The following is a 20,317-nucleotide window of genomic DNA, read 5'->3' on the forward strand; positions in this document are numbered from 1 at the left end:
GTCAGTACTCCACGTCCTGGGAACGGCGGCGGATGACGGTGACCTCGTCGCGCTGGTTGCCGGTGGGCCCGAGATAGTTGAAGGCGAACGACAGCTGGGCGTACCCGCCGATGATGTGGGTGGGTTTGACCAGCAGCCGGGTCAGCGAGTTGTGGATGCCGCCACGCCGGCCGTTGACCTCGGCTTTCGGCACGTCGATGACGCGTTCCTGGGCGTGGTAGAAGTAGACGGTGCCCTCGGGCATCTTGTGGCTGACGATGGCCCGGCAGACCACCACGCCGTTGCGGTTGACCGCCTCGATCCAGTCGTTGTCGGCCACCCCGATCTTCGCGGCGTCGGCCTCGCTCATCCACATCGTCGGCCCGCCCCGGGACAGGGTCAGCATGATCAGGTTGTCCTGGTACTCGGAGTGGATCGACCACTTCGAGTGCGGGGTCAGGTAGCGCACGGTGATCTCCAGTTCACCGTTGCGGCCGAGCCGCGGCTCACCGAACAGGCGGTGCATGTTCAGCGGCGGCCGGAAGATCGGCAGGGTCTCGCCGGCCTCGTGCATCCAGTCGTGCGCGACGTAGAAGTGCTGCCGCCCGGTGAGGGTGTGCCAGGGCTTGAGCCGCTCCACGTTGATGGTGAACGGGGAGTAGCGGCGTCCACCGGTCTCGCTGCCGGACCACTCCGGACTGGTGATCACCGGGACCGGGCGGGACTGGCAGTCGGCGAAGGTGATCTGTTTGCCCTCGTGCTCGGCCGACAGGTCGGCGAGTTTGACCCCGGTGCGTTTCTCCACGTCGTGGAAGCCCTCGGTGGCGACCCGGCCGTTGGTGGTGCCGGACAGCGCCAGGATCGCCTCGCAGCAGTGGATGTCCTTGGCCAGGGAGGGACGGCCGTCGGCGATGCCACCACGGACGGCGCCGTTCTTGTGCCGCAGGTAGTCGACCTCCGGGTTGACGTCCACCGAGTAGCCCTTGACCGTGGTGCCCAGTTTGTCGATCAGTGGGCCGAGCGCGGCGAGTTTGTCGGCGACCGCGCCGTAGTCGCGTTCCACCACCACGATCTTCGGCATCGTCTTCCCGGGCACCGGCATCTCGCCGAGGGCCTTCCAGTCGCGGACCCGGCCGTGCGGGGTGGCCATCGCGTCCACGGTGTCGTGCAGCAGCGGCGCCGCCACCAGATCCTTGCGGACCCCGAGGTGGGTCTTGGCCTGGGCGGAGAAGTGCTTGGCGAGCCCGTGGAAGATGTCGAAGTCGGTGCGGGTCTGCCAGGGCGGGCTGATCGCCGGGGTGAACGCGTGGATGAACGGGTGCATGTCGGTGGTGTTCAGGTCGTGCTTCTCGTACCAGGTGGCGGCCGGCAGCACCACGTCGGACAGCAGCGTCGTCGAGGTCATCCGGAAGTCCAGGCTGACCATCATGTCGAGCTTGCCCTCCGGGGCCTGCTCGGTCCACCGCACGTCCTGCGGCCGGTGCTCCGGGCCGGCGTCGGTGGCGCGCAGGTTCGAGCGGGTGCCGAGCAGGTGTTTCAGGAAGTACTCGTTGCCCTTGGCCGATGAGCCGAGAATGTTGGCCCGCCAGGCGGTGAACACCCGTGGCCAGTTCTTCTCGTCGTCCGGGTCGGTGCAGGCGAACCCCAGCCGGTCCTCGTGCAGCGCTTCGGCGACGTACGCGCCGGGGTCGTCGCCCGCCTCGTCGGCCAGGTCCAGGGGGTTGCGGTCGAAGGTGGGCATCGACGGCATCCAGCCCAGCCGCGCCGACTGTGCCAGCAGGTCCATCGTGTGCCGCCCGCTGAACAGGCCGGATCCGGTGGGGGAGGACACCGTGTCGGCGCTGTACGTGTCGTACCGCCACTGGTCGGTGTGGGTGTACCAGAACGCGGTGCCGATCATCTGCCGGGGCGGGCGCACCCAGTCCAGCGCGAACGCCAGCTGCTGCCAGCCGGTCACCGGACGGCACTTCTCCTGGCCCACGTAGTGCGCCCAGCCGCCGCCGTTGACCCCCTGGCAGCCGGTCAAGGTGACCAGCGCCAGGATGCCGCGGTAGGTGGCGTCGCCGTGGAACCACTGGTTGACACCCGCGCCGAGCAGGATCATCGACCGGCCGCCGGAGCGTTCGGCGTTGTCGGCGAACTCGCGGGCCACCCGGGCGACCTGCGCGGCCGGAACGTTGGTGATCGGTTCCTGCCAGGCCGGGGTGTACGGGGTGTCCGCGTCGTCGTACCCGGACGGCCACTGACCCGGCAGGCCGGGGCGGGACACCCCGTACTGGGCGAGCAGCAGGTCGAACACCGTGGTCACCAGCTTGCCGCCGACCGTGCGGGTGGGCACGCCCCGGCGCAGCACCCCGGGCGTGTCGGTGTCGAACCGGGGCAGCTCCACCTCGGCCGTCTCGCCGGTGTCCAGGCAGGTCAGGGCCGGTTCGATACCGCCCAGGTCGAGGTTCCACTCGCCCGGCTCGCCGAACCGGTGCCCGAGGCTGCCCCGGGGCACCGCCGGCGCGCCGGTGGCCGAGTCCCACAGCACCGTCTTGAACGCCGAGGCGCCGCCCAGATCCTCGTCGGTGAGGAACCGGTCCGGCCGGTACGCGCCGTCCGGCCCCGGTTCCAGGGTGATCAGGAACGGCAGGTCGGTGTACTGCCGGACGTAGTCGACGAACCGTGGGGTGCGCCGGTCGACGAAGAACTCCTTCAGCACCACGTGGCCCATCGCCATCGCCAGGGCCCCGTCGGTGCCGGGCTGGGCGGGCATCCACTCGTCGGCGAACTTCACGTTGTCGGCGAAGTCCGGGCTGACCACCACCACCTTCTGGCCCCGGTAGCGGGCCTCGGCCATCCAGTGCGCGTCCGGGGTGCGGGTCACCGGCACGTTCGAGCCCCACATCAGCAGGTAGGAGGCGTCCCACCAGTCGCCGGACTCGGGCACGTCGGTCTGGTCACCGAACACCTGCGGGGACGCCACCGGCAGGTCGGCGTACCAGTCGTAGAACGACAGCATGGTGCCGCCGATCAGGCTCATGAACCGGGCGCCGACCGCGTGCGACACCATCGACATCGCCGGGATCGGCGAGAACCCGGCGACCCGGTCCGGCCCGTACTCCTTGATCGCGTGCACATGCGCGGCGGCGACCATCTCCAGGGCCTCGTCCCAGGTCACCCGCACCAGACCGCCCTGGCCACGGGCCTGCTGATAGGTGCGGCGCCGCACCGGGTCACCCTGGATGTCGGCCCACGCGGTCACCGGATCGCCCAGGCGCTGCTTCGCCTCCCGGAACATCTCGATCAAGACCCCGCGGGCGTACGGGTACCGCACACGGGTCGGCGAGTAGGTGTACCAGGAGAACGCCGCACCCCGGGGGCATCCGCGCGGCTCGTACTCCGGCTTGTCCGGGCCGACACTCGGGTAGTCGGTCTGCTGCTGCTCCCAGGTGATGATGCCGTCGCGGACGTACACCTTCCACGAGCACGAGCCGGTGCAGTTCACCCCGTGTGTGGACCGGACCACCTTGTCGTACGACCAGCGGTCCCGGTAGAAGGAGTCCGCCTCCCGGCCGCCGATCTGATACAGCGAGCGCCCGTCCGGGGACACCTCGGCCCGGCGGACCAGCCCGCCGAACCGCAACAACGCCTGCCCGCCGGTTCCGTTCGCCATGGTTCCCACACTCGTATGGGTAGCCCACCGGACCAGCAGAGATCAGGATTTTCGGGACTTTAGTCCTGTCTCACGCGTAATCCCTGCGTCCCGGCGTTCCGGGCAGGTACAAACGCAGGGGTGGGCACCCCGTCGACGACCTCCGCACCCGGCCGGGCCGGGCTGATGCTGACCCTGGCCACCGTCGGGTTCGCGGTCAACTTCTGGGCCTGGGCGCTGCTCAGCCCGCTCGCCGTCCGGTTCACCGCCGACCTCGGGCTGACCTCGTTCCAGCAGGCGCTGCTGGTCGCCGTGCCGGTGGTGGTCGGCTCGGTCGGCCGGATCCCGGTCGGCGCGCTCACCGACCGGTTCGGTGGCCGGATCATGTTCCCGCTGGTGTCGCTGACGACCATCGTCCCGGTGCTCTACCTGGGACTGTTCGGTCACGACTCGCTGTCGGCTCTGCTGATCGGCGGCTTCTTCCTCGGCATCGGCGGCACCGCGTTCGCCGTCGGGGTCCCGTTCGTCAACGCCTGGTTCCCGCCGCAGCGCCGCGGATTCGCCGTCGGTGTCTTCGGCGCCGGCATGGGCGGCACCGCGATCAGCGCCCTGACCACGGTGAAACTGGTCGACGCGGGCGACACCGCCACGCCGTTCCTGCTCACCTCGGCGGTGCTGGCCGTCTACGCCGTGGTGGCCTGGCTGCTGCTGCGCGACGCCCCGGACCGGCCGGTGCCCAGCGCGCCCCTGATGACCCGGCTCGCCGCCACCGTCCGCCTGCGGATCACCTGGCAGGCGTCGGCACTGTACGCGGTCGCCTTCGGTGGGTACGTCGCCTTCTCGGTGTACCTGCCCGCCTACCTGAAGACCGCGTACGGTCTCACCCAGGCCGACGCCGCCAACCGGATGGCCGGCTTCGTGGTGCTCGCGGTGATCATGCGCCCGGTCGGCGGCTGGCTCTCCGACAAGGTCCCGCCCGCGAAGGTCCTGGCCGTCTCGTTGACGGTCGTCATCGTGGGCGCCGCCGTCCAGGCGTTCACCCCCGCTCTGGCGCCGGTCGGCACCATCGCGTTCCTGTCCATGGCCGCCGCCCTCGGCGCGGGCAGCGGCGCCACCTTCGCCCTGGTCGCGCAGGTCGCGCCGGCCAGCCAGGTCGGCTCGGTCACCGGCATCGTCGGTGCGGCCGGGGGCCTCGGCGGGTTCGTGCCGCCGCTGGTGATGGGCACGATCTACGGGCAGATGCATTCGTACGCCCTGGGCCTGGCCCTGCTCGCGCTGGTCGCGCTGGCGGCCCTGCTGCTGGATCTGCTGTCGGTCGCCCGGGAGGGGACCGCCCACGTGTGAGTACCGCGGCGGCCAGGAGGTGGACGCCATCGGCGCGGTTCGAGCCCGGGTCGGCGTCCGCATCGACCCGGACTGAACCGTTTCAGGATTCCTGTCGGTGGTGGGTGCCGGGGGAGTGCCGGCCGGGGTGCCCGTCGAACAGTGAGCAGTCCTTGTCGTCCCGGCTGGGGGCGGGCGGCCCGGCCGGGCACCAGGTGTACGGGTTGATCTCGGACGCGCTCAGCGTCCACTGCGCCCACCACATCGTGTCATCGACCTGCTGGGCGAGGGCGGCGTGCGAGCCCTCGTGGCCCTCTTCGAGTTCGCAGCCCAGTTCGGAGCGCAGGCTCGGGGCCGCGACCGGGAGCTTGTCCAGGAAGGCCTGCTGTGCCGTATCGAGCGTGATACGGGCCGGGCAGTTCACCAGTTCCGCGCTTTCTATCGACATGGATCCATCTATTCCCCCGGGGGGGCGAACTTAACCGGTTCTTCACGACAGTCGAGTTGACGTGTCAATCCGCAATGGTTAGAGTTGACACGTCAATCCGGGAGGCGTGATGGCACAGGGCACGGGACGGACCCTGCCGACGCGGGAGCAGTTGCGCGTCTGGCGGGACTACATCGAGACCGCCGAGGTGTTGCGGACCCGGCTCGGCAGCCGGCTGCAGGCCGAGACCTCGCTGTCGTCCGGGGACTACCAGGTGCTGCTCGCGCTCAGTGAGGCCGGCGAGCGGACCCTGCGCTCCTCCTCGCTGGCCACGCACATCGGGTGGGAGCGCAGCCGGCTCTCCCACCACCTCGGCCGGATGGAGAAGCGAGGGCTGATCCAGCGCCGCTCCTGCCCCGACGACACCCACGGCATCGACGTGGTGATGACCGATGCCGGCGCGGAGACCTTCCGGGCCGCCACCGTGCCACACCTGCGAGCGGTCCGCGAGATGTTCGCCGACGCGCTCAGCCCCGAGCAGTTCCAGCAGCTGGAGGAGCTGACCCGGGCCCTGCGCAACCACCTTCGTTAGGCGACCGCGCGCTCCGGCACGCATGCACCCGCACGGTCCCTCTCACCGCCGTACACAGTGAAGGGATCTTTGGAAATGCAGTTCGGCATCTTCGGGGTCGGCGACATCGCCCCGGACCCCACCACCGGCATCCCGCGCTCGGAGGCGCAGCGCATCCAGGACACCGTCCGGGTGGCGAAGGCCGCCGACGAGCTGGGCCTGGACGTGTTCGCCGTCGGCGAGCACCACAATCCGCCGTTCGTGGCGTCCAGCCCGCCCGCCCTGCTCGGCTATCTGGCCGCCGCGACCGAGCGGATCCTGCTGTCCACCTCGATCACCCTGATCACCACGAACGACCCGGTGCGGATCGCCGAGGACTACGCGTTCGTGCAGCACCTGGCCGGGGGCCGGGTCGACCTGATGCTGGGCCGGGGCAACACGGTTCCGGTCTACCCGTGGTTCGGCCAGGACATCCGCCACGGTGTGCCGCTGGCGCTGGAGAACTACAACCTGCTGCACCGGCTGTGGCGGGAGGACGTGGTCGACTGGGAGGGCCGGTTCCGCACCCCGCTGCAGGGGTTCACCGCGACACCGCGCCCGCTGGACGGGGTGCCGCCGTTCGTGTGGCACGGCGCGATCCGCACCCCGGAGATCGCCGAGCAGGCCGCCTTCCACGGCAACGGCTACTTCGCCAACCACATCCTGGCGCCGAACCTCCACTTCAAGCCGCTTGTCGACTTCTACCGCAAACGGTTCGCCGACTTCGGTCACGGCCGGCCCGAGGACGCCATCGTCGGGCTCGGTGGGCAGGCGTTCATCGCGAAGCGGTCACAGGACGCGTACGACCGGTTCCGGCCCTATTTCGAGAGCTACCCGATGTTCCAGGGCACCCGCCTGGAGGATTTCGCGGCCGGCACCCCGCTGTCGGTCGGCTCGCCGCAGGAGGTGATCGACAAGACGCTCACCTTCCAGGAGGGTTTCGGCGACTACCAGCGGCAGCTGTGGGCGCTCGACCTCGGTTCGATGCCCGTCGAGGTGGTCCTGGAGCAGGTCGAGCTGCTGGCCACCGAGGTGGTGCCGGTGCTGCGCAAGGAGATGGCGTCGCGCCGGGCGCCGGGCGTGCCGGACGCGCCGACCCACGCGTCGCTGGTGCGGGCCGCCTTCGGCGACGGTCCGGCCCGCCAGGCGCGGCCCCGGCCGAACCGTGGTGACAACACCTCCGGTGCGGTGCCCTACCTGGACACGGAGGCCGCGGCATGAGTGTCGAGCTGGTCGTCGTCAGCGCCGGTGTCAGCGAGCCGTCCACCACCCGGATGCTCGCCGACCGGGCCGCGCGGGCGGTCGTCGCCCGCCTGCGCGGCTCCGGCCGCGACACCACCGTCCACGTCGTCGAGCTGGCCCCGATCGCCGCGGAGATCGCGCGGACCCTGGTCGGCGGGCCGGCGGCGCCGGCCGTCCAGGAGGCGATCGGGCGGCTGGCCACCGCCGACGCGGTGATCGTGTCGGCGCCGGTCTACAAGGCCGGGATCAGTGGGCTGTTCAAGTCGTTCGTCGACGTGCTGGACAACGATCTGCTGATCGCCAAGCCGGTGCTGCTGGCGGCGACGGCCGGGTCGGCCCGGCACGCGATGGTTGCCGACGACCACCTGCGGCCGCTGTTCGCCTTTCTGCGGGCCATCCCGGTGCCGACGTCGCTGTTCGCCGCGCCGGAGGACTGGGCGGCGGCGGAGATGACCGAGCGGGTGGACCGGGCCGCGGCCGAGCTGGCGGCGCTGGTGGTCAGCGGGGTCGGGCGGGACATCGCCGACGGCGGCTGGGGCGGCTACCAGCACACCTTCGGCGGGAACGCGACCCGGGCGCAGCGCTCCGGCGCCGACGTCGACCTGGACAGTGACCTGATGCGGCTGGCGCGTGGCGAGGACGTCGAAGGTTTGCTATCTTCGAAGAAACCGAAATAAGCGGGTGGGGGCATGTCCGACGGCGTCTTCGCGGCACTCGCGAACCCGACCAGGCGAGCCGTGCTGACGCTGCTGCAGCGCAACGGGCCGATGGCGGTCGGCGACATCGCCGCCGCGCTGGACGTCGTCGGGCCGACCCTCTCCGGCCATCTCAAGGTGCTGCGCGCCGCCGACCTCGTCGAAACCCAACGGCAGGGGACCACTATCCGGTACGTCACCAGGCTCTCCGTCCTGGAGTCGGCGATCGCGGACCTGATGGCGAACATGCGGGTCGGCTCCCGTGCCGAGCCGGAGGAGGGGAAGACGCGTGCGGACGACTGACAAGAGGGCCGCCCCCGTGGTGGGAATCGTGGTGCTGGCCACCGGGCTGGCGCTCATGACAGCACTGTCCTGGCAGGCCGCCGGGCACCTGGCCGACCCGGTCCTGCTCGCCGGCACCGGCAAGGGCGGCGCCGACCAGCACGCCCCGAAAGCGCTCGTCCTGGCCGGCCTGCCGGTGCTGACGGCGGCGCTGGCGGTGCTGCTCCTGCTCGGGCAGCGGCTGCGCCGGTTCACCGCGGGCAAGCTGGGCATCGCCGAGTGGCGCGACGACCGTACCCACCGGAAAGGGGTTGATCTCGCTCTCGGTGTGGTGGTCCCGGTGCTGGCGGCCGTCCACCTGACGCTGCTGCGGGCGGCCGAGGGCGAGCTCGGGCCGGCACTCGGCTACGTGGCCGCCGCCGTGGCACTGGTCGTCGTCATCGTCGGCAACGTCTGGCCCAAGCAGGCGCCGGCCGTCCCGGAGTTCCTCGCCGCGCACCTGAGCCCCCGGGCGCGCCACGGCGTCGACACCGCCCTGGAGGCGCAGCGGCGCAACCTGCGCCCGGCCGGCGTCGCCATGGTCCTCCTCGGCCTGGTGGCACTCGTCAGCGCCTGGTTCGCCCCCGGGCTCTCCCTCGCCCTGTCCATGATCGCGATCCTGGTGATGGGGGCGATCCCGCTGGTCACGGCCGTGAGGAGCGTGCGAGCCGGGTAGCGGTGGGGCTCAGCCGGCGGCGACGGCCGTGCCGGGGTCCGCAACCGTGACGATGCCGACCGGCTCGCCGTCGTGGACCAGCAGCGCGCGGGTCGGCAGCGGGTCGCCGCCGGCCTCCGCCACCCAGCCGGTGATGCTCCGCCGCGCCGCGGCACCCAGCTCGATCCCGCCGGAGCCGCTGGTGACCGTCACCTTGCCGTAGGGGCCGTCCAGCCAGGCGCACATGGCCGTGCCGGCGGACTCGACGTACCGCGCGTTGGTGCCGCACGGGAACGAGATCCGGCCGAACCAGCGGTCCTCCAGGCCGGTGGCCGCCGGGGTGGTCAGGACCGGTTCGTCGGCGATGAGGTAGACCTGCACCTCGGACGCGCCGGACGGCAGGACGGTGTGCTTCTTCGGCCAGCCGAGCCAGAGCACGACCCCGGCGACCAGCACGATCACGGCGGTCACCACCCAGATCGCGATCGGGGTGCTGCGGGGCTTCGTCGGGTTCCCGGCCTGATCGTTCATCGTCGTACTCGCCATCCGTGCGGTGAAGGGGTGTGTCTCGTTGCCGGGGATGACGGTACTGATCTCCACCGGCCCGGCCATCCGACCGCGGTGCCCTCAGCCGGTGGTACCGGGGTACCATCAGGCACTCGAACGGGTGTTCTGCTTCCGTCCCGCCGTACCGATCGATCACAATGTTTGCTCCATGGCAAATGTCGATGGTGGACGAAGGGTGCAGAGACCATGAACTCCCCGGCCCTGGAGTATGTCGCGGCGAGCAGCGCCGACGAGGTGACGGCCGCGCTCGCCGACGGCGTCACCGCGGTGCTCGCCGGCGGGCAGAGCCTCGTCCCGGAGCTGGCCGACCGGCACTCGCCGGCCCGGCGCGTGGTCGACATCAACCGGGTGCCGGGCTTCGACACGCTCACCGAATCCGCCGGTGTGCTCACCGTCGGGCCGCTGGTGCGGCACCGCGTCCTGGAGACCGGCGCGGTCGGCGGACCGCTGGGCCGGCTGATGCGCTCGATCGTCCAGCAGATGGGTCATCCACCGGTCCGGGCCCGGGGGACCGTGCTCGGCAGTCTCGCCCACGCCCATCCCGCCGCGGAATGGCCGGTCGTGGCGGTCATGCTGGACGCCGAACTCCTCCTGATCGACAGTCAGGGATCACGGACGGTGCCGGCCGCGGCCTTCTTCACCGGGCCGATGTCGACGATCCGGCGGCCGGCCGAACTGCTCGCCGAGATGCGGCTGCCGGTGCTCGGCGACCGGACCGGCGTCGGCTACGCCGAAGGGCGGCGGGCCACCCGGTCGTACGCGGACGCCGGCGCCATCGCGGCGGTGACGGTGACCGACGGCACGGTCACCACGGCGGCGATCGGTTTGATCAACGGCGGGCCCTGCCCGGTGCGGGTGTACGAGGCCGAGCACGTGCTGATCGGCACCTCGTTCTCCGACGCCGCCATCGTCATCGCCGCGCGGATCGCCGCGGACGCCGACGCCCGGGACCGGCGGCAGCCGCCGGCGGAGGCGCGGCGCCGGCACGACGTCGTCCGGACGTTGACGCGAAGATCGTTGACCCAGGCCCGGGGAGGTGCCGCCCGGTGAGGGTGACGTTGATCGTGGCCGGTCAGCGGCGGGTGCTCGAGGTCGAGCCGCGCCGGACTCTGGCCGAGGTGCTGCACGAGGATCTCCACCAGTCCCGGGCCGGCCGCGAGTGCGACGACGGTACGTGCCGCGCCTGCCTGGTGACGGTGGACGGGGTGGAGGTCTGCTCCTGCCTGATGCTGGCGGTGCAGTGCGACGGTGCGCACGTGTCGTGACACGGCCCGGNGGGCGCGACCGGGGGAGCGGTCAGATGCCGGGCCGGGGCACGTCGCCGCGCCAGCCACCGGTGGCGCCGCCGCGGCTCTCGATGAACTCCTTGAACCGCTTGGCGTCCGCCTTCACCTGATGGCTGTCGACGCCGACGGCGCTGCCGACCTTCTCGGCCAGGCCCTCGGGCTCCCAGTCCAGCTGGATGGTCACCCGGGTCTCGGTGTCGGAGAGACGGTGGAAGGTGACGACCCCGGCGTGCTTGGTGTCACCGCCGGTGCTGCGCCAGGCGACCCGCTCGTCCGGGTGCTGCTCGGTGATCTCCGCGTCGAACTCGCGGGTCTGCCCGGCGATCTTGGTCACCCAGTGGGTGTGCGTGCTGCCGGTCTGGGTGATCGACTCGACGCCGTCCATGAAGTGCGGGAAGTCCTCGAACTGCGTCCACTGGTTGTAGGCCGTGCTGATCGGCACGTTCACGTCCACGGACTCGGTCACGGTGCTCACGATGCTCTCCTCGGATCGGTGGTAGCCGGTGTCGTACCCGCGCATCCGACGGGGAAACAGGTTGCGTCGTTATCCGCGTCGCTTCGTGAGGTGCGTCGCGGTGACCGCCCCGGTCACCGCGGCCGGCCCCCGGACCACACCGACCGCCCCGCCTTCGCCCTGGTGCCACGCACCGGCACGGCCCGGACTCGGCACGATCGTGCCCAACCCGACCAGGGCGTCGCCCACCGGGTGGCGCTGGACGAGTGGCAGATGACATCGGTGACCGGGCGGGTCTTCGCGAACCGGGCGGACACCGCGGCGGTGCTCGCCCTGGCGAAACGCGCTTCTCTGATCGTCCAGGCCGGGTGAGCATCCGACGAGGCTCAGCGGACAGGGTGAGCAGGTCTCCCGTGCCTCGGAGGGCGCTGCGCGTCAGCTGTGGATCACAGTGACCTTTCAGGGGATTCCCTGGAGAAACGTCAGGAACTCTGGGGATTCTGTGAGGGTGTCCACGCCGCCGGCCTTCCCGGCGGGTGCACGGAGATCGGAGACCCACGTGCAACAGCCGTCGTATCCCACGTATCAGGGCCGCCGCCTTCCCCGCCCGGACGAGGAGGTGACCGACCAGGGGCTCGGCTTCGACCTGGCCACCCTGCTGGGCCGCCGCCAGATGTTGCGGGCCCTCGGTGCGGGCGCCGCGGTTCTCGGCCTCGCCGCGTGCAGCAGTGAGCCCGCTGCCCAGCCGGCCGGCGGGTCCCTCTCCGCCGGCCCGGCATCGGCGTCGCCGTCGACATCAGCGGCGGCGTCCGAGCCGGCGACGGGGGTCCAGATCCCGGAGGAGACCCAGGGCCCGTTCCCCGGCGACGGGTCCAACGGCCCCGACATCCTGGACCGCAGCGGCGTGGTCCGCAGCGACGTCCGGGCCGACCTGGACGGCTCCGGCCCGGTCGAGGGCGTTCCGCTCGCCCTCGAACTCACCGTCCGCGACGTGGCCGGCGGCAGCCCGCTCACCGGCGCGGCCGTCTACATCTGGCAGTGCGACCGGGCCGGGCTCTACTCGATGTACAGCGACGGGGCGGCCCGGCGGACGTTCCTGCGGGGTGTGCAGATCGCCGACGGTTCCGGCAAGGTCCGGTTCACCAGCGTGTTCCCCGGCTGCTATCCGGGCCGGTGGCCGCACATCCACTTCGAGGTTTACCCGGACCGCGCCGCCATCACCGACCACACGACGGTCCTGGCCACCTCGCAGCTGGCCTTCCCGAAAGACGTCTGCGAGCAGGTGTACGCGGAGGCGGGCTACCGGCGGTCGGCGGGCAACCTGGCCGACATCAGCCTGGAGACGGACATGGTGTTCCGTGACGACCTGGCCGCCCATCAGACCGCGGCCGTCACCGGCGACCCGGCCCGCGGATACCGCGCCACGCTCGCGGTCGATGTCCGCGGCTGACCCGATGGGTCTCGTGCTGCCCCGATGAGTAACGTTACCCAAAATCGGAGTTCCCAGAGTCCTTCAGGAGCATCGAAGACCGGGGTCAACGTTATCCATTCCGGCGGTTCTCCGCTGCCATCACCCGTGCGATGGCAGCGGAGAGGGATCATCCGCCGAGTGCGGTGGAGGCGTCCGCCCAGGTCGAGGCGTCGGTCACGTCCCTGAGCTGAAGACCCTGGAGGATCCTGGTCATCGCCGCGTCGGAGAGGCGCCCACCACTGGACACCTCGACACTGGTCCCGCCGTCCGCGGTGCGCTGGACGCACAGGCCGTCGACGCACCTGATCGCGGTGCCGTCGGCGCTCACGTTGGACTGTTCCGCCGGCACCACGGCGATCTCGAAACTGCCCGGCAGCGCGCGTCCGACGTTGCCGTCGTACGGCTCGGTCAGGCCGGTGGTGGCCGGAGCCGGATCGGCGAAGACGACGCTGCCGAAACCGTCCTCGTCACGGGCGGTGACGACGGGCGATTCGACCTCCACCGGCTGGTAACCGGCCGGCACGTGGCCGAGGGTGAACGGCAGCTTCGCCGGGGCCGGCTCGGCGGGCCGCAGACCCGGGGCCAGCTCGCGGAGTTCGGCGGCCGACGGGTCCTGCGCGGAGTCCGAGCTGGTCGACAGGACCGCCCAGGCGTCCGGGGCGTACGTCCAGGCGTACGACCGCTGGGTGATCATGCCGTTGTGGATCGACCCCGTCGCCTCGTAGGCCTTCGCGCCGTCCACGGTCACCTCGGTGGCGCCGGTCAGCCCGGCCGGATCGAACGCTCCCGGCCGGTACACCACCAGGGTTCCGCGCATCCACGGCCCGGTGTCGTACTCCTCGCCCCGTTCCAGCCGTTCCATCATGTCGCGGATCGCCGCCTCGCCGGCCGGCCCGGCGCTGGTCTTGCGCCCGTCCAGGCGGACCGGCGCGATCTGGTACGCCGTGGACACCACCTGTGGTGACCCGACGTGCCAGCGGCCGGCGTCGAACGCACCGAACGTGAACCGGAACGGATCCGCCGGGAACCGCCATGTGGTGGGTGGTGCCGTCGAGGCGGCCACCCCGACGGCGGGTGCCGGCCGGCTGGTGTCCCGGCCGAGCGACGGCACGACGACGCCCGCGCTCACCGCGACCACGGCGAGTGCCGCGCCCGCACCGGCGAAGGCGGCCCGGCGGCGGCGCTGGACCCGGCGGCCCCGGCCGACGATGTCGTCGACCGTGTTGGTGTCCTGTGGCGCGCCGGACGCGGCCAGGTCCATCACCTCATGCAACCGCACGGGACAGCTCCTCGATGTCGGTGACCTGCAGGTCGATGTTCTCGGCGGCCAGCACCTCGCGCAGGCGGGAGAGACCCCGCGAGGTCTGGCTCTTGGCGGCGCCGACCGAGATCCCGAGCACCCCGGCGGTCTCCTCAAGGCTCATCCCGAGGTAGAAGCGCAGCACCAGGGCGGCCCGCTGGCGGCGGGGCACGGCGCGCAGGGCGGCCTGGACCCGCAGTCGTTCGTCGGTGGCGGCCGTGGGGTCACGCACGACGACATCCGGCATCTCGTCGCCGGCGGAACGTTCCCGGCGCCACGGCCGGCGGAACTCGTCGACGGCCGCCCGGTACACCATGGTCTTGACGTACAGGTCCGGCCGGTCGAGCTTGCGCCAGCGTGGATACAGCTTGGCCAGTGCGGTGGCCACGGCGTCCTCGGCCGTGTGCCAGTTGCCGCAAGTCAGGTACGCCAGTTTGCGCAGCGGCCCCATCTGGGCCGTGACGAACTGACGAAACCCCTCCTCGTCATCGGCATTCACGATCGGCTACCTCCTTCAGCGCGGAAGGAACGGTGACGCTGGCGGAAAAGGTTGCACGACACGGTGGTGTGACGGGCGACACGATAGAGGGTGGGCAGTCGATGATCTGTCCCCTGAGCAGTCCGGAGCGGCAGGATCGTCTCCGCGGTGCCTCATCCGGTGCGTCCCCGTCGCCTCGGATGAGGCACGCTCTCCCACGTCACACGATGACGCCGGTGGCGGGCAACTCCGCGACCAGCTCCCATCCACGACCGGGCCGAGGGCCGGCGCGCAGCCGCCCGCCGAGCGCGGTGACCCGCTCGTCGAGACCGGTCAGCCCGAATCCCGAGCCGTGCGCGATCGCCCCGGCGCCCGCGGTGGTGCCGTCGTCGCGCACCACGACGGTCAGCGTGCCTCCGGCGTACCGCAGCTCGACGGTCACCTCGCCGGCGTCCGCGCCGTGCCGGCGGACGTTGGTCAGCGCCTCCTGGACCACCCGGTACGCGGCCGCCTGCACTTCGCGGGGCAGATCCTCCGGCAGGCGGTGGTGTGGGCGGAGGGTGACCGGCGGCCCGGCCCGGTTGAAGTCCTCGACGAGACCGGGCAGTGCCGCCAGGTCCCCGGCCGACCGGGGCGCGCTCGTCGCGTCCGGCTCGTCACGGAGGACGTCGACGGTGCGCCGCATCGACGCCAGCGTCTCCCCGGCGGCCCGCTCGATGCCCCGCAGGATCGGCCCGAGCCGCTCGGGCTGCAGGTCGAGGACCGCCTGACCCATCTGCGCCTGGACCAGGATGCCGGTCACGTGGTGGGCCACGAAGTCGTGCAGATCGGCCGCGATGGCTAGCCGTTCGGCGCGGCGGACCCGTGCCACGGCGGCCCGGCGGCGGGCGTCCGCCACCCGCAGGTATCCGCCCAGCCCGGCGAAGACCGCCGCCACCAGGGCCAGCACGACGGCGGCGCCGAGCTGGTCACCCGGATCGCGCGGCTCGACGGGTGTCATCCGCAGGGGCAGGACCACGACGGCCAGCGCGGCCGTCGCGGCGACCGGTGCCACCAGCGGGGAGCGGATCGTCCGGACCGCGATCAGCAGCAGGCACAGCAGCGCCAGGGCCTCCCCGGGGCCGCCCAGGAATCCCACGCCGGCCAGGCGGTCACCGGCGGTGAAGAGCAGCGAGGCCACCGCGGGCACCAGGACCCGGAGCTCCGGGGTCAGCCGGCGCGGCCGCCGCCCGGCCGGCCACAGGACGGCGGCCAGCGCGAGGGCGAGCACCGGGGCCGACCAGGGGGCCGCCGCCGGTGCGATGTTCCACGACGCCACGTCCACCACGGCGAGAGCGACCAGCACGACGATCCCGGCGATCCGGGCGGCGCGCCGCAAGCCGGCCCGGGGTACCGTACTTTCGTCCCGGATCCTCACCATATGCACCTCCGTGGTGGTACGCTCCCGGACCGTGTCCATGATCGGAGCGTTGCGGTGACCATCAGAGTCATGGTCGTGGACGACCAGGCGATGGTCCGCGAGGGGGTGGCCGTCCTCCTCGGCCTGCAACCCGACATCGAGGTGGTCGCCGCCGTCGCGGACGGGCACCAGGCCGTCACCGCCGCCGGCGAACACACCCCGGACGTCATTCTGATGGACATCCGCCTGCCCGGTCTGGACGGGCTGGCGGCCACCCGGCACATCCTCGACGTCCCGCCCGGCGGTCACCGGCCCCGGGTGATCATGCTGACCACCTTCGAACTCGACGAGTACATCTTCGAGGCGCTGCGTGCCGGCGCCAGCGGCTTCCTGCTCAAAGGCGCCTCCGCCGCCGACCTGGCCCAGGCGGTACGGGTGGTCGCGGCCGGCGAGAGCCTGCTGTCACCCTCGGTGACCCGCAGGCTCATCGCCGAGTTCGCTGCCCGGCCGGCCGCCCCCGCCGCCCCCGCCGCCCCCGCCGCCCCCGCCGCCCGCACCGGCGCGACCACCGCGCTGACCCCGCGGGAGACCGAGGTGCTCACCCTGATCGCCGGTGGACTGTCCAACGCGGAGATCGCCGCAGCCCTGGTGGTGGCCGAGGAGACGGTCAAGACCCACGTGGGCCGGATCTTCACCAAGCTCGATCTGCGCGACCGGGCACAGGCCGTCGTCGTCGCCTACGAGGCCGGTCTCGTAGTCCCCCGGAGGTAGCGGGTAGCTCCGTGGAGCTACCCGGGATCCGGCTCCCCAGCGTGACGACCGGGACCCCTCCCGATCGCGAGACTTCTCCGGACCGACCACCGGAGGAGCAACCATGGCCGACATCCGCCCGACCCCCGCACCGGCGCCGCTGAGCCCGGCCGACCTGCCCGACCTGTACCGCAGGTACGCCGCCGACCTGGCCGCCGCCCGCACCGCACAGCGTGACCTGCTGGCCCCCGGCTCGCCCCGGCTGCGGCCGAAACTCGACGACATCGAGGCCGAACTGACCTATCTGATGGTCCGGCACTACCGGCCGTGGGTGGTGGCCGAGATCGGCACCTTCCACGGCTGGTCCACCACCTGGCTGCTGCGGGCGCTGCGCGACAACGGCACCGGAGCGCTGCACTCGTACGACATCGTCGATCACGCCCGCCGGACCGTGCCGGCCGCCCTCGCCGACGGCCGCTGGACCTTCCACCACGGTGACGTCCGGCAGGCCGGCCTGACCCCGGGACTGATCGACTACCTGTTCGTCGACGCCGCGCACACCGCGCCGTTCGCCCGCTGGTACACCACCGGGCTGTTCACCCAGCTGCGCCCGGGCACGCCGGTCAGCGTGCACGACGTCTACCACCGGCGGCGGCCCGGCCCGGTCAGTGAGGGCCGGGTGGTGCTCGACTGGCTGGCCGCCCGGCGGCTCGGCCACTTCACCGCCTCCCGGGCCGCCGCACCGGCGCTGTACGGCGAGCTCATGGCCGTACGGCGGGAACTGGGTCTGCTGGCGCCGGTGCATCGCGGCGACCGCAACCCGATGATGTTCTTCCGGCTCGGCGACAGCTGAGCGGTGGTGTTCCGCCAACGCCCGCCCCGGCCGGATCTGCTCGCGTCCGCCCTGGCCACCGTGCTGTTGTGCCTGTCCTTCACCCCGTCGCTGCTGCCGCGCGGCTGGATCCTGCAGGGTGCCGTCAGCGGCCTCTGCGCGGCCACCGGGTACGCCCTCGGCTGCCTGCCGCGCCTCGTCCTCGGCCGCCGGCCGGCCGGGCGGTGGGCCTGGCCGGTGTTCGCCGCGCTGGCCGTGCCCGCGACGGTGCTGATGGCGTACCGGGGATGGCTCTGGCAGTGGGAGATCAGCCGGGCGATGGGTGCCGGCGGGCCGTCCGCGGCCGGCTGGCTCGGGGTCCTGCCGCTCGCCGGGCTGCTGTGCGCCGCCCTGGTGGGTGCGGCCGCTCTGCGCCGCCGGGCGGCGGTCCCGCTGGTCGCGGTCGGTCTCGCCGTCGCCGGGGTGCTGGTGGCCGGTCTGCCGCCGGCCCTGTCGACGTCGCTGGACGGCCGGGTCACGGCGCTCGCGGCGCCGGCCGCCGGGACCCGGTCGGGCAGTCCGGCCTCGCTGGTGTCCTGGGACTCGCTGGGCCGGCAGGGCCGGGCGTTCGTCACCGGTTCCTCGGCGGTACGCCACGGCACCGCGCCGATCCGGGTCTACGCCGGTTGGCGGACCGCCCCGGACAACCGGTCCCGTGCCCGCCTGGCCGTCGCCGAGTTGCGGCGCACCGGCGCCTTCGACCGCCGCGTCGTCTGCCTGGTGGTGCCGACCGGCAGCGGCTGGATCGACGAGCCGACGGTGGCGGCCCTGGAGGACGAACTCGACGGTGACACCGCTGTCGCCGCCGTCCAGTACGCCGCCCTGCCCAGCTGGCTGGCCCTGGCCACCGAGCCGGAGAGCGCGGAGAGCGCCGCCGCCGACCTGATCGACGAGGTACGCCGGACCCTGGTGACCCGGCCCGCCGGGCAACGGCCCCGGCTCCTGCTCTACGGCCACAGCCTCGGCGCCCTGGCCGCCCAGGCGCCCTTCGACACGGCCGGTGGCCTGCTCGGCGCCGTCGACGGGGCGCTGATCAGCGGCTCACCCCCGAACAGCCCACTGCGCACCCGGCTGCGCGACGGCTCTGCTCGGCCTGCCGTCCGGTTCGCCGCCGGGGCCGCGGACCTGGACGTGGCGGCTGACCCGGTGACCTCACCCCGGGTGTTGTACCTGGAGCACCCCACCGACCCGGTCGTCCGGTGGTCGCCGGACCTCGTCGCGCGCCGGCCCGACTGGCTTCGGCGGCCGTCGGGGGCCGTGCGCTGGTGGCCGGTGGTCACCTTCTGGCAGGTGACCGGCGACCTGCTCCGGGCGCAGGACGTGCCGGCCGGGTACGGGCACCGCTACGGCGCCGAGGCCCGGGCCGCCTGGCACCTGCTCCTCGGCGCCGAGCCGCCCGCCGTGCTCGCCGGCAGCGGTTGAGCGGTATCCGGTCTGGAGAGTGATCAGTTCGCGCTCCCATCATGATGCAACCCGGGCCGCCGGTGATCCGTCTTCGAGGCGTGAGACACGACAGCGGCTCGGCCCGATCCGAGCGAGAGACCCGTTTTCACGAGCTGGTGACCCGGCGGCGGCCCGGCATGCTGCGGACCGCGGTGCTGCTGGCCGCCGGTGACTCGCACCTGGCCGAGGACCTGGTGCAGGCCACACTGACCCGGCTGTACGTCGGCTGGGCCGCCTTCGAGCGGGCCGCCAACCCGGACGCGTACATCCGCCGGGCACTGGTCAACGCCCTGATCGACGAGCGCCGCCGGGTGTGGCGGCGCCGCGAGCAGACGGTCGCCGAACTGCCCGATCAGGCCGCCGCCGACGTCGCCGGCAACCCGGCCGGCCAGGCGGTCCGGCAGGCGCTGCGGGAGCTGCCGCCCCGGATGCGGGCCGCCGTGGTGTTCCGCTACTTCTACGACCTCGACGTAGCGGCGACCGCCGACGCCCTGAAGTGCTCGGAAGGCACCGTGAAGAGCCAGACCGCCCGCGGGCTGGACCGCTTGCGGGCCGCCCTGGAACAGACCCCGTCACCCGTTTCGTACGTTGTGGAAGGAGCACGGTCATGACAGATCTGCGTGATCACCTCGAGGACATCGCCGGGCCGGTCGTCCCGGTCGCCGCCGGCCAGGTCGACGACGACATCATGCGTGGCCGGCGGGCCACCCGGCAGCGCCGGTCGATCCAGACGGCGGTGGGTTCGGTGTTCGGCGTCGCCGCGCTGGTGGCCGCGTTCACCGTCCCGTCCGGCGGGGTCGGCGCCGGGCCGCACGGTCCCACGGCCGCCGCCCCACCGGCCGCTGTCATGCCGGTCGACCTGGTGGCGTACCAGGGGGTGCAGCCGAAGGGTTTCACCATCGACAAGGTGCCGGCCGGCTGGTTCGTCCAATCCGACGACGAGTCGCACCTGACGCTCGCCCCGGAGAAGGTGCGGAACCCCGGCCCGAACGTCGACCCGTCCGCGAATCCGGTCTACGACTCGTCCACCTACGTCGGCAAGATCGGCGTCTTCCTGGAGTCGAAGGACCAGAGCGGACCGCCGTTCGAGGGAACCGCGGTGACCGTCGGGGATCGTGCCGGAGTACTGCTCAAGAGCCTGCCCGCGGTGATCCCGGGCCAGCCGGCGGGCGATCCGGCCGACGACCACGGCTGGTCGCTGTGGGTGCGGCAGCCGTCCGGGATCTGGCTGATCGTGCAGTTCTGGTCCGGTCTCGGCATGAGCCGGGACCAGATGGTCGAACTGGCTTCCGGCGTCCACGTGCACGAGGGCGCGATCCAGGGCGTCGGCTGACCGTTCTTTCCGTTCACCGTTGTCAACGGCCTGATTCCACTCGCCAGGGTGTAAACAATTCCGCCACCGGCCCTTT

General features: G+C 72.2%; 22 protein-coding genes. 15 read left to right on the forward strand and 7 right to left on the reverse strand.

Features of this window, described 5'->3' with window-relative positions; translation table 11 throughout:
* Window position 1: 1 nt before the first annotated feature.
* Entirely contained in the window at window positions 2-3,637 is a 3,636-nt protein-coding gene (locus tag ACQ0O7_RS11185; protein WP_430781885.1) for a nitrate reductase subunit alpha, read from the reverse strand.
* 120 nt (window positions 3,638-3,757) lie between these two features.
* Between ACQ0O7_RS11185 and ACQ0O7_RS11190 the strand changes: the two genes are divergently transcribed.
* Window positions 3,758-4,960 (forward strand): MFS transporter, encoded by a 1,203-nt coding sequence (locus tag ACQ0O7_RS11190; protein ID WP_430781886.1) that lies wholly within the window; start codon window positions 3,758-3,760, stop codon window positions 4,958-4,960.
* A gap of 82 nt (window positions 4,961-5,042) precedes the next feature.
* Here ACQ0O7_RS11190 and ACQ0O7_RS11195 read toward each other — a convergent pair whose 3' ends face one another.
* Window positions 5,043-5,387 (reverse strand): hypothetical protein, encoded by a 345-nt coding sequence (locus ACQ0O7_RS11195; RefSeq protein WP_430781887.1) that lies wholly within the window; start codon window positions 5,385-5,387, stop codon window positions 5,043-5,045.
* A gap of 109 nt (window positions 5,388-5,496) precedes the next feature.
* Here ACQ0O7_RS11195 and ACQ0O7_RS11200 point away from each other — a divergent pair, with 109 nt between their 5' ends.
* The 5 genes from ACQ0O7_RS11200 to ACQ0O7_RS11220 all read left to right on the forward strand — a co-directional run bounded on the left by ACQ0O7_RS11200 (window position 5,497) and on the right by ACQ0O7_RS11220 (window position 8,910).
* A complete protein-coding gene (locus ACQ0O7_RS11200) occupies window positions 5,497-5,958 on the forward strand; it encodes a MarR family winged helix-turn-helix transcriptional regulator (protein WP_430781888.1) in 462 nt (153 codons plus the stop codon).
* Window positions 5,959-6,033: 75 nt separating this feature from the next.
* A complete protein-coding gene (locus tag ACQ0O7_RS11205; protein ID WP_430781889.1) occupies window positions 6,034-7,197 on the forward strand; it encodes a CE1758 family FMN-dependent luciferase-like monooxygenase in 1,164 nt (387 codons plus the stop codon).
* A complete protein-coding gene (locus ACQ0O7_RS11210) occupies window positions 7,194-7,895 on the forward strand; it encodes a CE1759 family FMN reductase (RefSeq protein WP_430781890.1) in 702 nt (233 codons plus the stop codon). The genes ACQ0O7_RS11205 and ACQ0O7_RS11210 overlap by 4 nt, the downstream gene beginning before the upstream one ends.
* 12 nt (window positions 7,896-7,907) lie before the next feature.
* A complete protein-coding gene (locus ACQ0O7_RS11215) occupies window positions 7,908-8,216 on the forward strand; it encodes a metalloregulator ArsR/SmtB family transcription factor (RefSeq protein WP_430781891.1) in 309 nt (102 codons plus the stop codon).
* Window positions 8,203-8,910, forward strand: coding sequence for a hypothetical protein (locus ACQ0O7_RS11220; protein WP_430781892.1), 708 nt, complete (start codon window positions 8,203-8,205; stop codon window positions 8,908-8,910). Before ACQ0O7_RS11215 ends, ACQ0O7_RS11220 begins: the two co-directional genes overlap by 14 nt.
* Window positions 8,911-8,919: 9 nt before the next feature.
* Here the strand turns inward: ACQ0O7_RS11220 and ACQ0O7_RS11225 are convergent, their stop codons facing one another.
* The gene (locus ACQ0O7_RS11225; protein ID WP_430781893.1) at window positions 8,920-9,489 is read right to left on the reverse strand and encodes a hypothetical protein; all 570 of its coding nucleotides are present in this window, start codon (window positions 9,487-9,489) and stop codon (window positions 8,920-8,922) included.
* Between the two features lie 153 nt (window positions 9,490-9,642).
* Between ACQ0O7_RS11225 and ACQ0O7_RS11230 the strand changes: the two genes are divergently transcribed.
* Both ACQ0O7_RS11230 and ACQ0O7_RS11235 read left to right on the forward strand, forming a co-directional pair.
* The gene (locus ACQ0O7_RS11230; RefSeq protein ID WP_430781894.1) at window positions 9,643-10,506 is read left to right on the forward strand and encodes an FAD binding domain-containing protein; all 864 of its coding nucleotides are present in this window, start codon (window positions 9,643-9,645) and stop codon (window positions 10,504-10,506) included.
* Window positions 10,503-10,721, forward strand: coding sequence for a 2Fe-2S iron-sulfur cluster-binding protein (locus ACQ0O7_RS11235; RefSeq protein WP_430781895.1), 219 nt, complete (start codon window positions 10,503-10,505; stop codon window positions 10,719-10,721). The genes ACQ0O7_RS11230 and ACQ0O7_RS11235 overlap by 4 nt, the downstream gene beginning before the upstream one ends.
* 31 nt (window positions 10,722-10,752) lie before the next feature.
* Here the strand turns inward: ACQ0O7_RS11235 and ACQ0O7_RS11240 are convergent, their stop codons facing one another.
* On the reverse strand, window positions 10,753-11,217 hold the full coding sequence (locus ACQ0O7_RS11240) for an SRPBCC family protein (protein WP_430781896.1): 465 nt from the start codon (window positions 11,215-11,217) through the stop codon (window positions 10,753-10,755).
* Between the two features lie 90 nt (window positions 11,218-11,307).
* Here ACQ0O7_RS11240 and ACQ0O7_RS11245 point away from each other — a divergent pair, with 90 nt between their 5' ends.
* Both ACQ0O7_RS11245 and ACQ0O7_RS11250 read left to right on the forward strand, forming a co-directional pair.
* Window positions 11,308-11,568, forward strand: coding sequence for a hypothetical protein (locus ACQ0O7_RS11245; protein ID WP_430781897.1), 261 nt, complete (start codon window positions 11,308-11,310; stop codon window positions 11,566-11,568).
* A 187-nt stretch (window positions 11,569-11,755) separates the two neighbouring features.
* Window positions 11,756-12,646 (forward strand): intradiol ring-cleavage dioxygenase, encoded by an 891-nt coding sequence (locus ACQ0O7_RS11250; protein WP_430781898.1) that lies wholly within the window; start codon window positions 11,756-11,758, stop codon window positions 12,644-12,646.
* Window positions 12,647-12,794: 148 nt separating this feature from the next.
* Here ACQ0O7_RS11250 and ACQ0O7_RS11255 read toward each other — a convergent pair whose 3' ends face one another.
* The 3 genes from ACQ0O7_RS11255 to ACQ0O7_RS11265 form a co-directional block, all read right to left on the reverse strand.
* Window positions 12,795-13,946 carry a hypothetical protein gene (locus ACQ0O7_RS11255; protein ID WP_430781899.1) on the reverse strand — a complete coding sequence of 384 codons (1,152 nt, stop codon included), beginning with the start codon at window positions 13,944-13,946 and terminating at the stop codon, window positions 12,795-12,797.
* Window positions 13,933-14,466 carry a SigE family RNA polymerase sigma factor gene (locus tag ACQ0O7_RS11260; protein ID WP_430781901.1) on the reverse strand — a complete coding sequence of 178 codons (534 nt, stop codon included), beginning with the start codon at window positions 14,464-14,466 and terminating at the stop codon, window positions 13,933-13,935. Before ACQ0O7_RS11260 ends, ACQ0O7_RS11255 begins: the two co-directional genes overlap by 14 nt.
* Window positions 14,467-14,665: 199 nt before the next feature.
* On the reverse strand, window positions 14,666-15,823 hold the full coding sequence (locus tag ACQ0O7_RS11265) for a sensor histidine kinase (RefSeq protein ID WP_430781902.1): 1,158 nt from the start codon (window positions 15,821-15,823) through the stop codon (window positions 14,666-14,668).
* A 42-nt stretch (window positions 15,824-15,865) separates the two neighbouring features.
* Here ACQ0O7_RS11265 and ACQ0O7_RS11270 point away from each other — a divergent pair, with 42 nt between their 5' ends.
* The 5 genes from ACQ0O7_RS11270 to ACQ0O7_RS11290 all read left to right on the forward strand — a co-directional run bounded on the left by ACQ0O7_RS11270 (window position 15,866) and on the right by ACQ0O7_RS11290 (window position 20,241).
* Entirely contained in the window at window positions 15,866-16,615 is a 750-nt protein-coding gene (locus ACQ0O7_RS11270; protein ID WP_430781903.1) for a response regulator, read from the forward strand.
* 103 nt (window positions 16,616-16,718) lie between these two features.
* Complete coding sequence (locus ACQ0O7_RS11275; protein ID WP_430781904.1) at window positions 16,719-17,447, forward strand: class I SAM-dependent methyltransferase; 729 nt, start codon at window positions 16,719-16,721, stop codon at window positions 17,445-17,447.
* Window positions 17,448-17,453: 6 nt separating this feature from the next.
* Window positions 17,454-18,887, forward strand: coding sequence for an alpha/beta-hydrolase family protein (locus tag ACQ0O7_RS11280; RefSeq protein WP_430781906.1), 1,434 nt, complete (start codon window positions 17,454-17,456; stop codon window positions 18,885-18,887).
* 80 nt (window positions 18,888-18,967) lie between these two features.
* The gene (locus ACQ0O7_RS11285) at window positions 18,968-19,519 is read left to right on the forward strand and encodes a SigE family RNA polymerase sigma factor (protein ID WP_430781907.1); all 552 of its coding nucleotides are present in this window, start codon (window positions 18,968-18,970) and stop codon (window positions 19,517-19,519) included.
* Complete coding sequence (locus ACQ0O7_RS11290; RefSeq protein ID WP_430781908.1) at window positions 19,516-20,241, forward strand: hypothetical protein; 726 nt, start codon at window positions 19,516-19,518, stop codon at window positions 20,239-20,241. The genes ACQ0O7_RS11285 and ACQ0O7_RS11290 overlap by 4 nt, the downstream gene beginning before the upstream one ends.
* The last annotated feature ends 76 nt before the right edge of the window (window positions 20,242-20,317 follow it).

Source organism: Actinoplanes sp. G11-F43 (assembly GCF_050589265.1).
GTDB lineage: Bacteria > Actinomycetota > Actinomycetes > Mycobacteriales > Micromonosporaceae > Actinoplanes.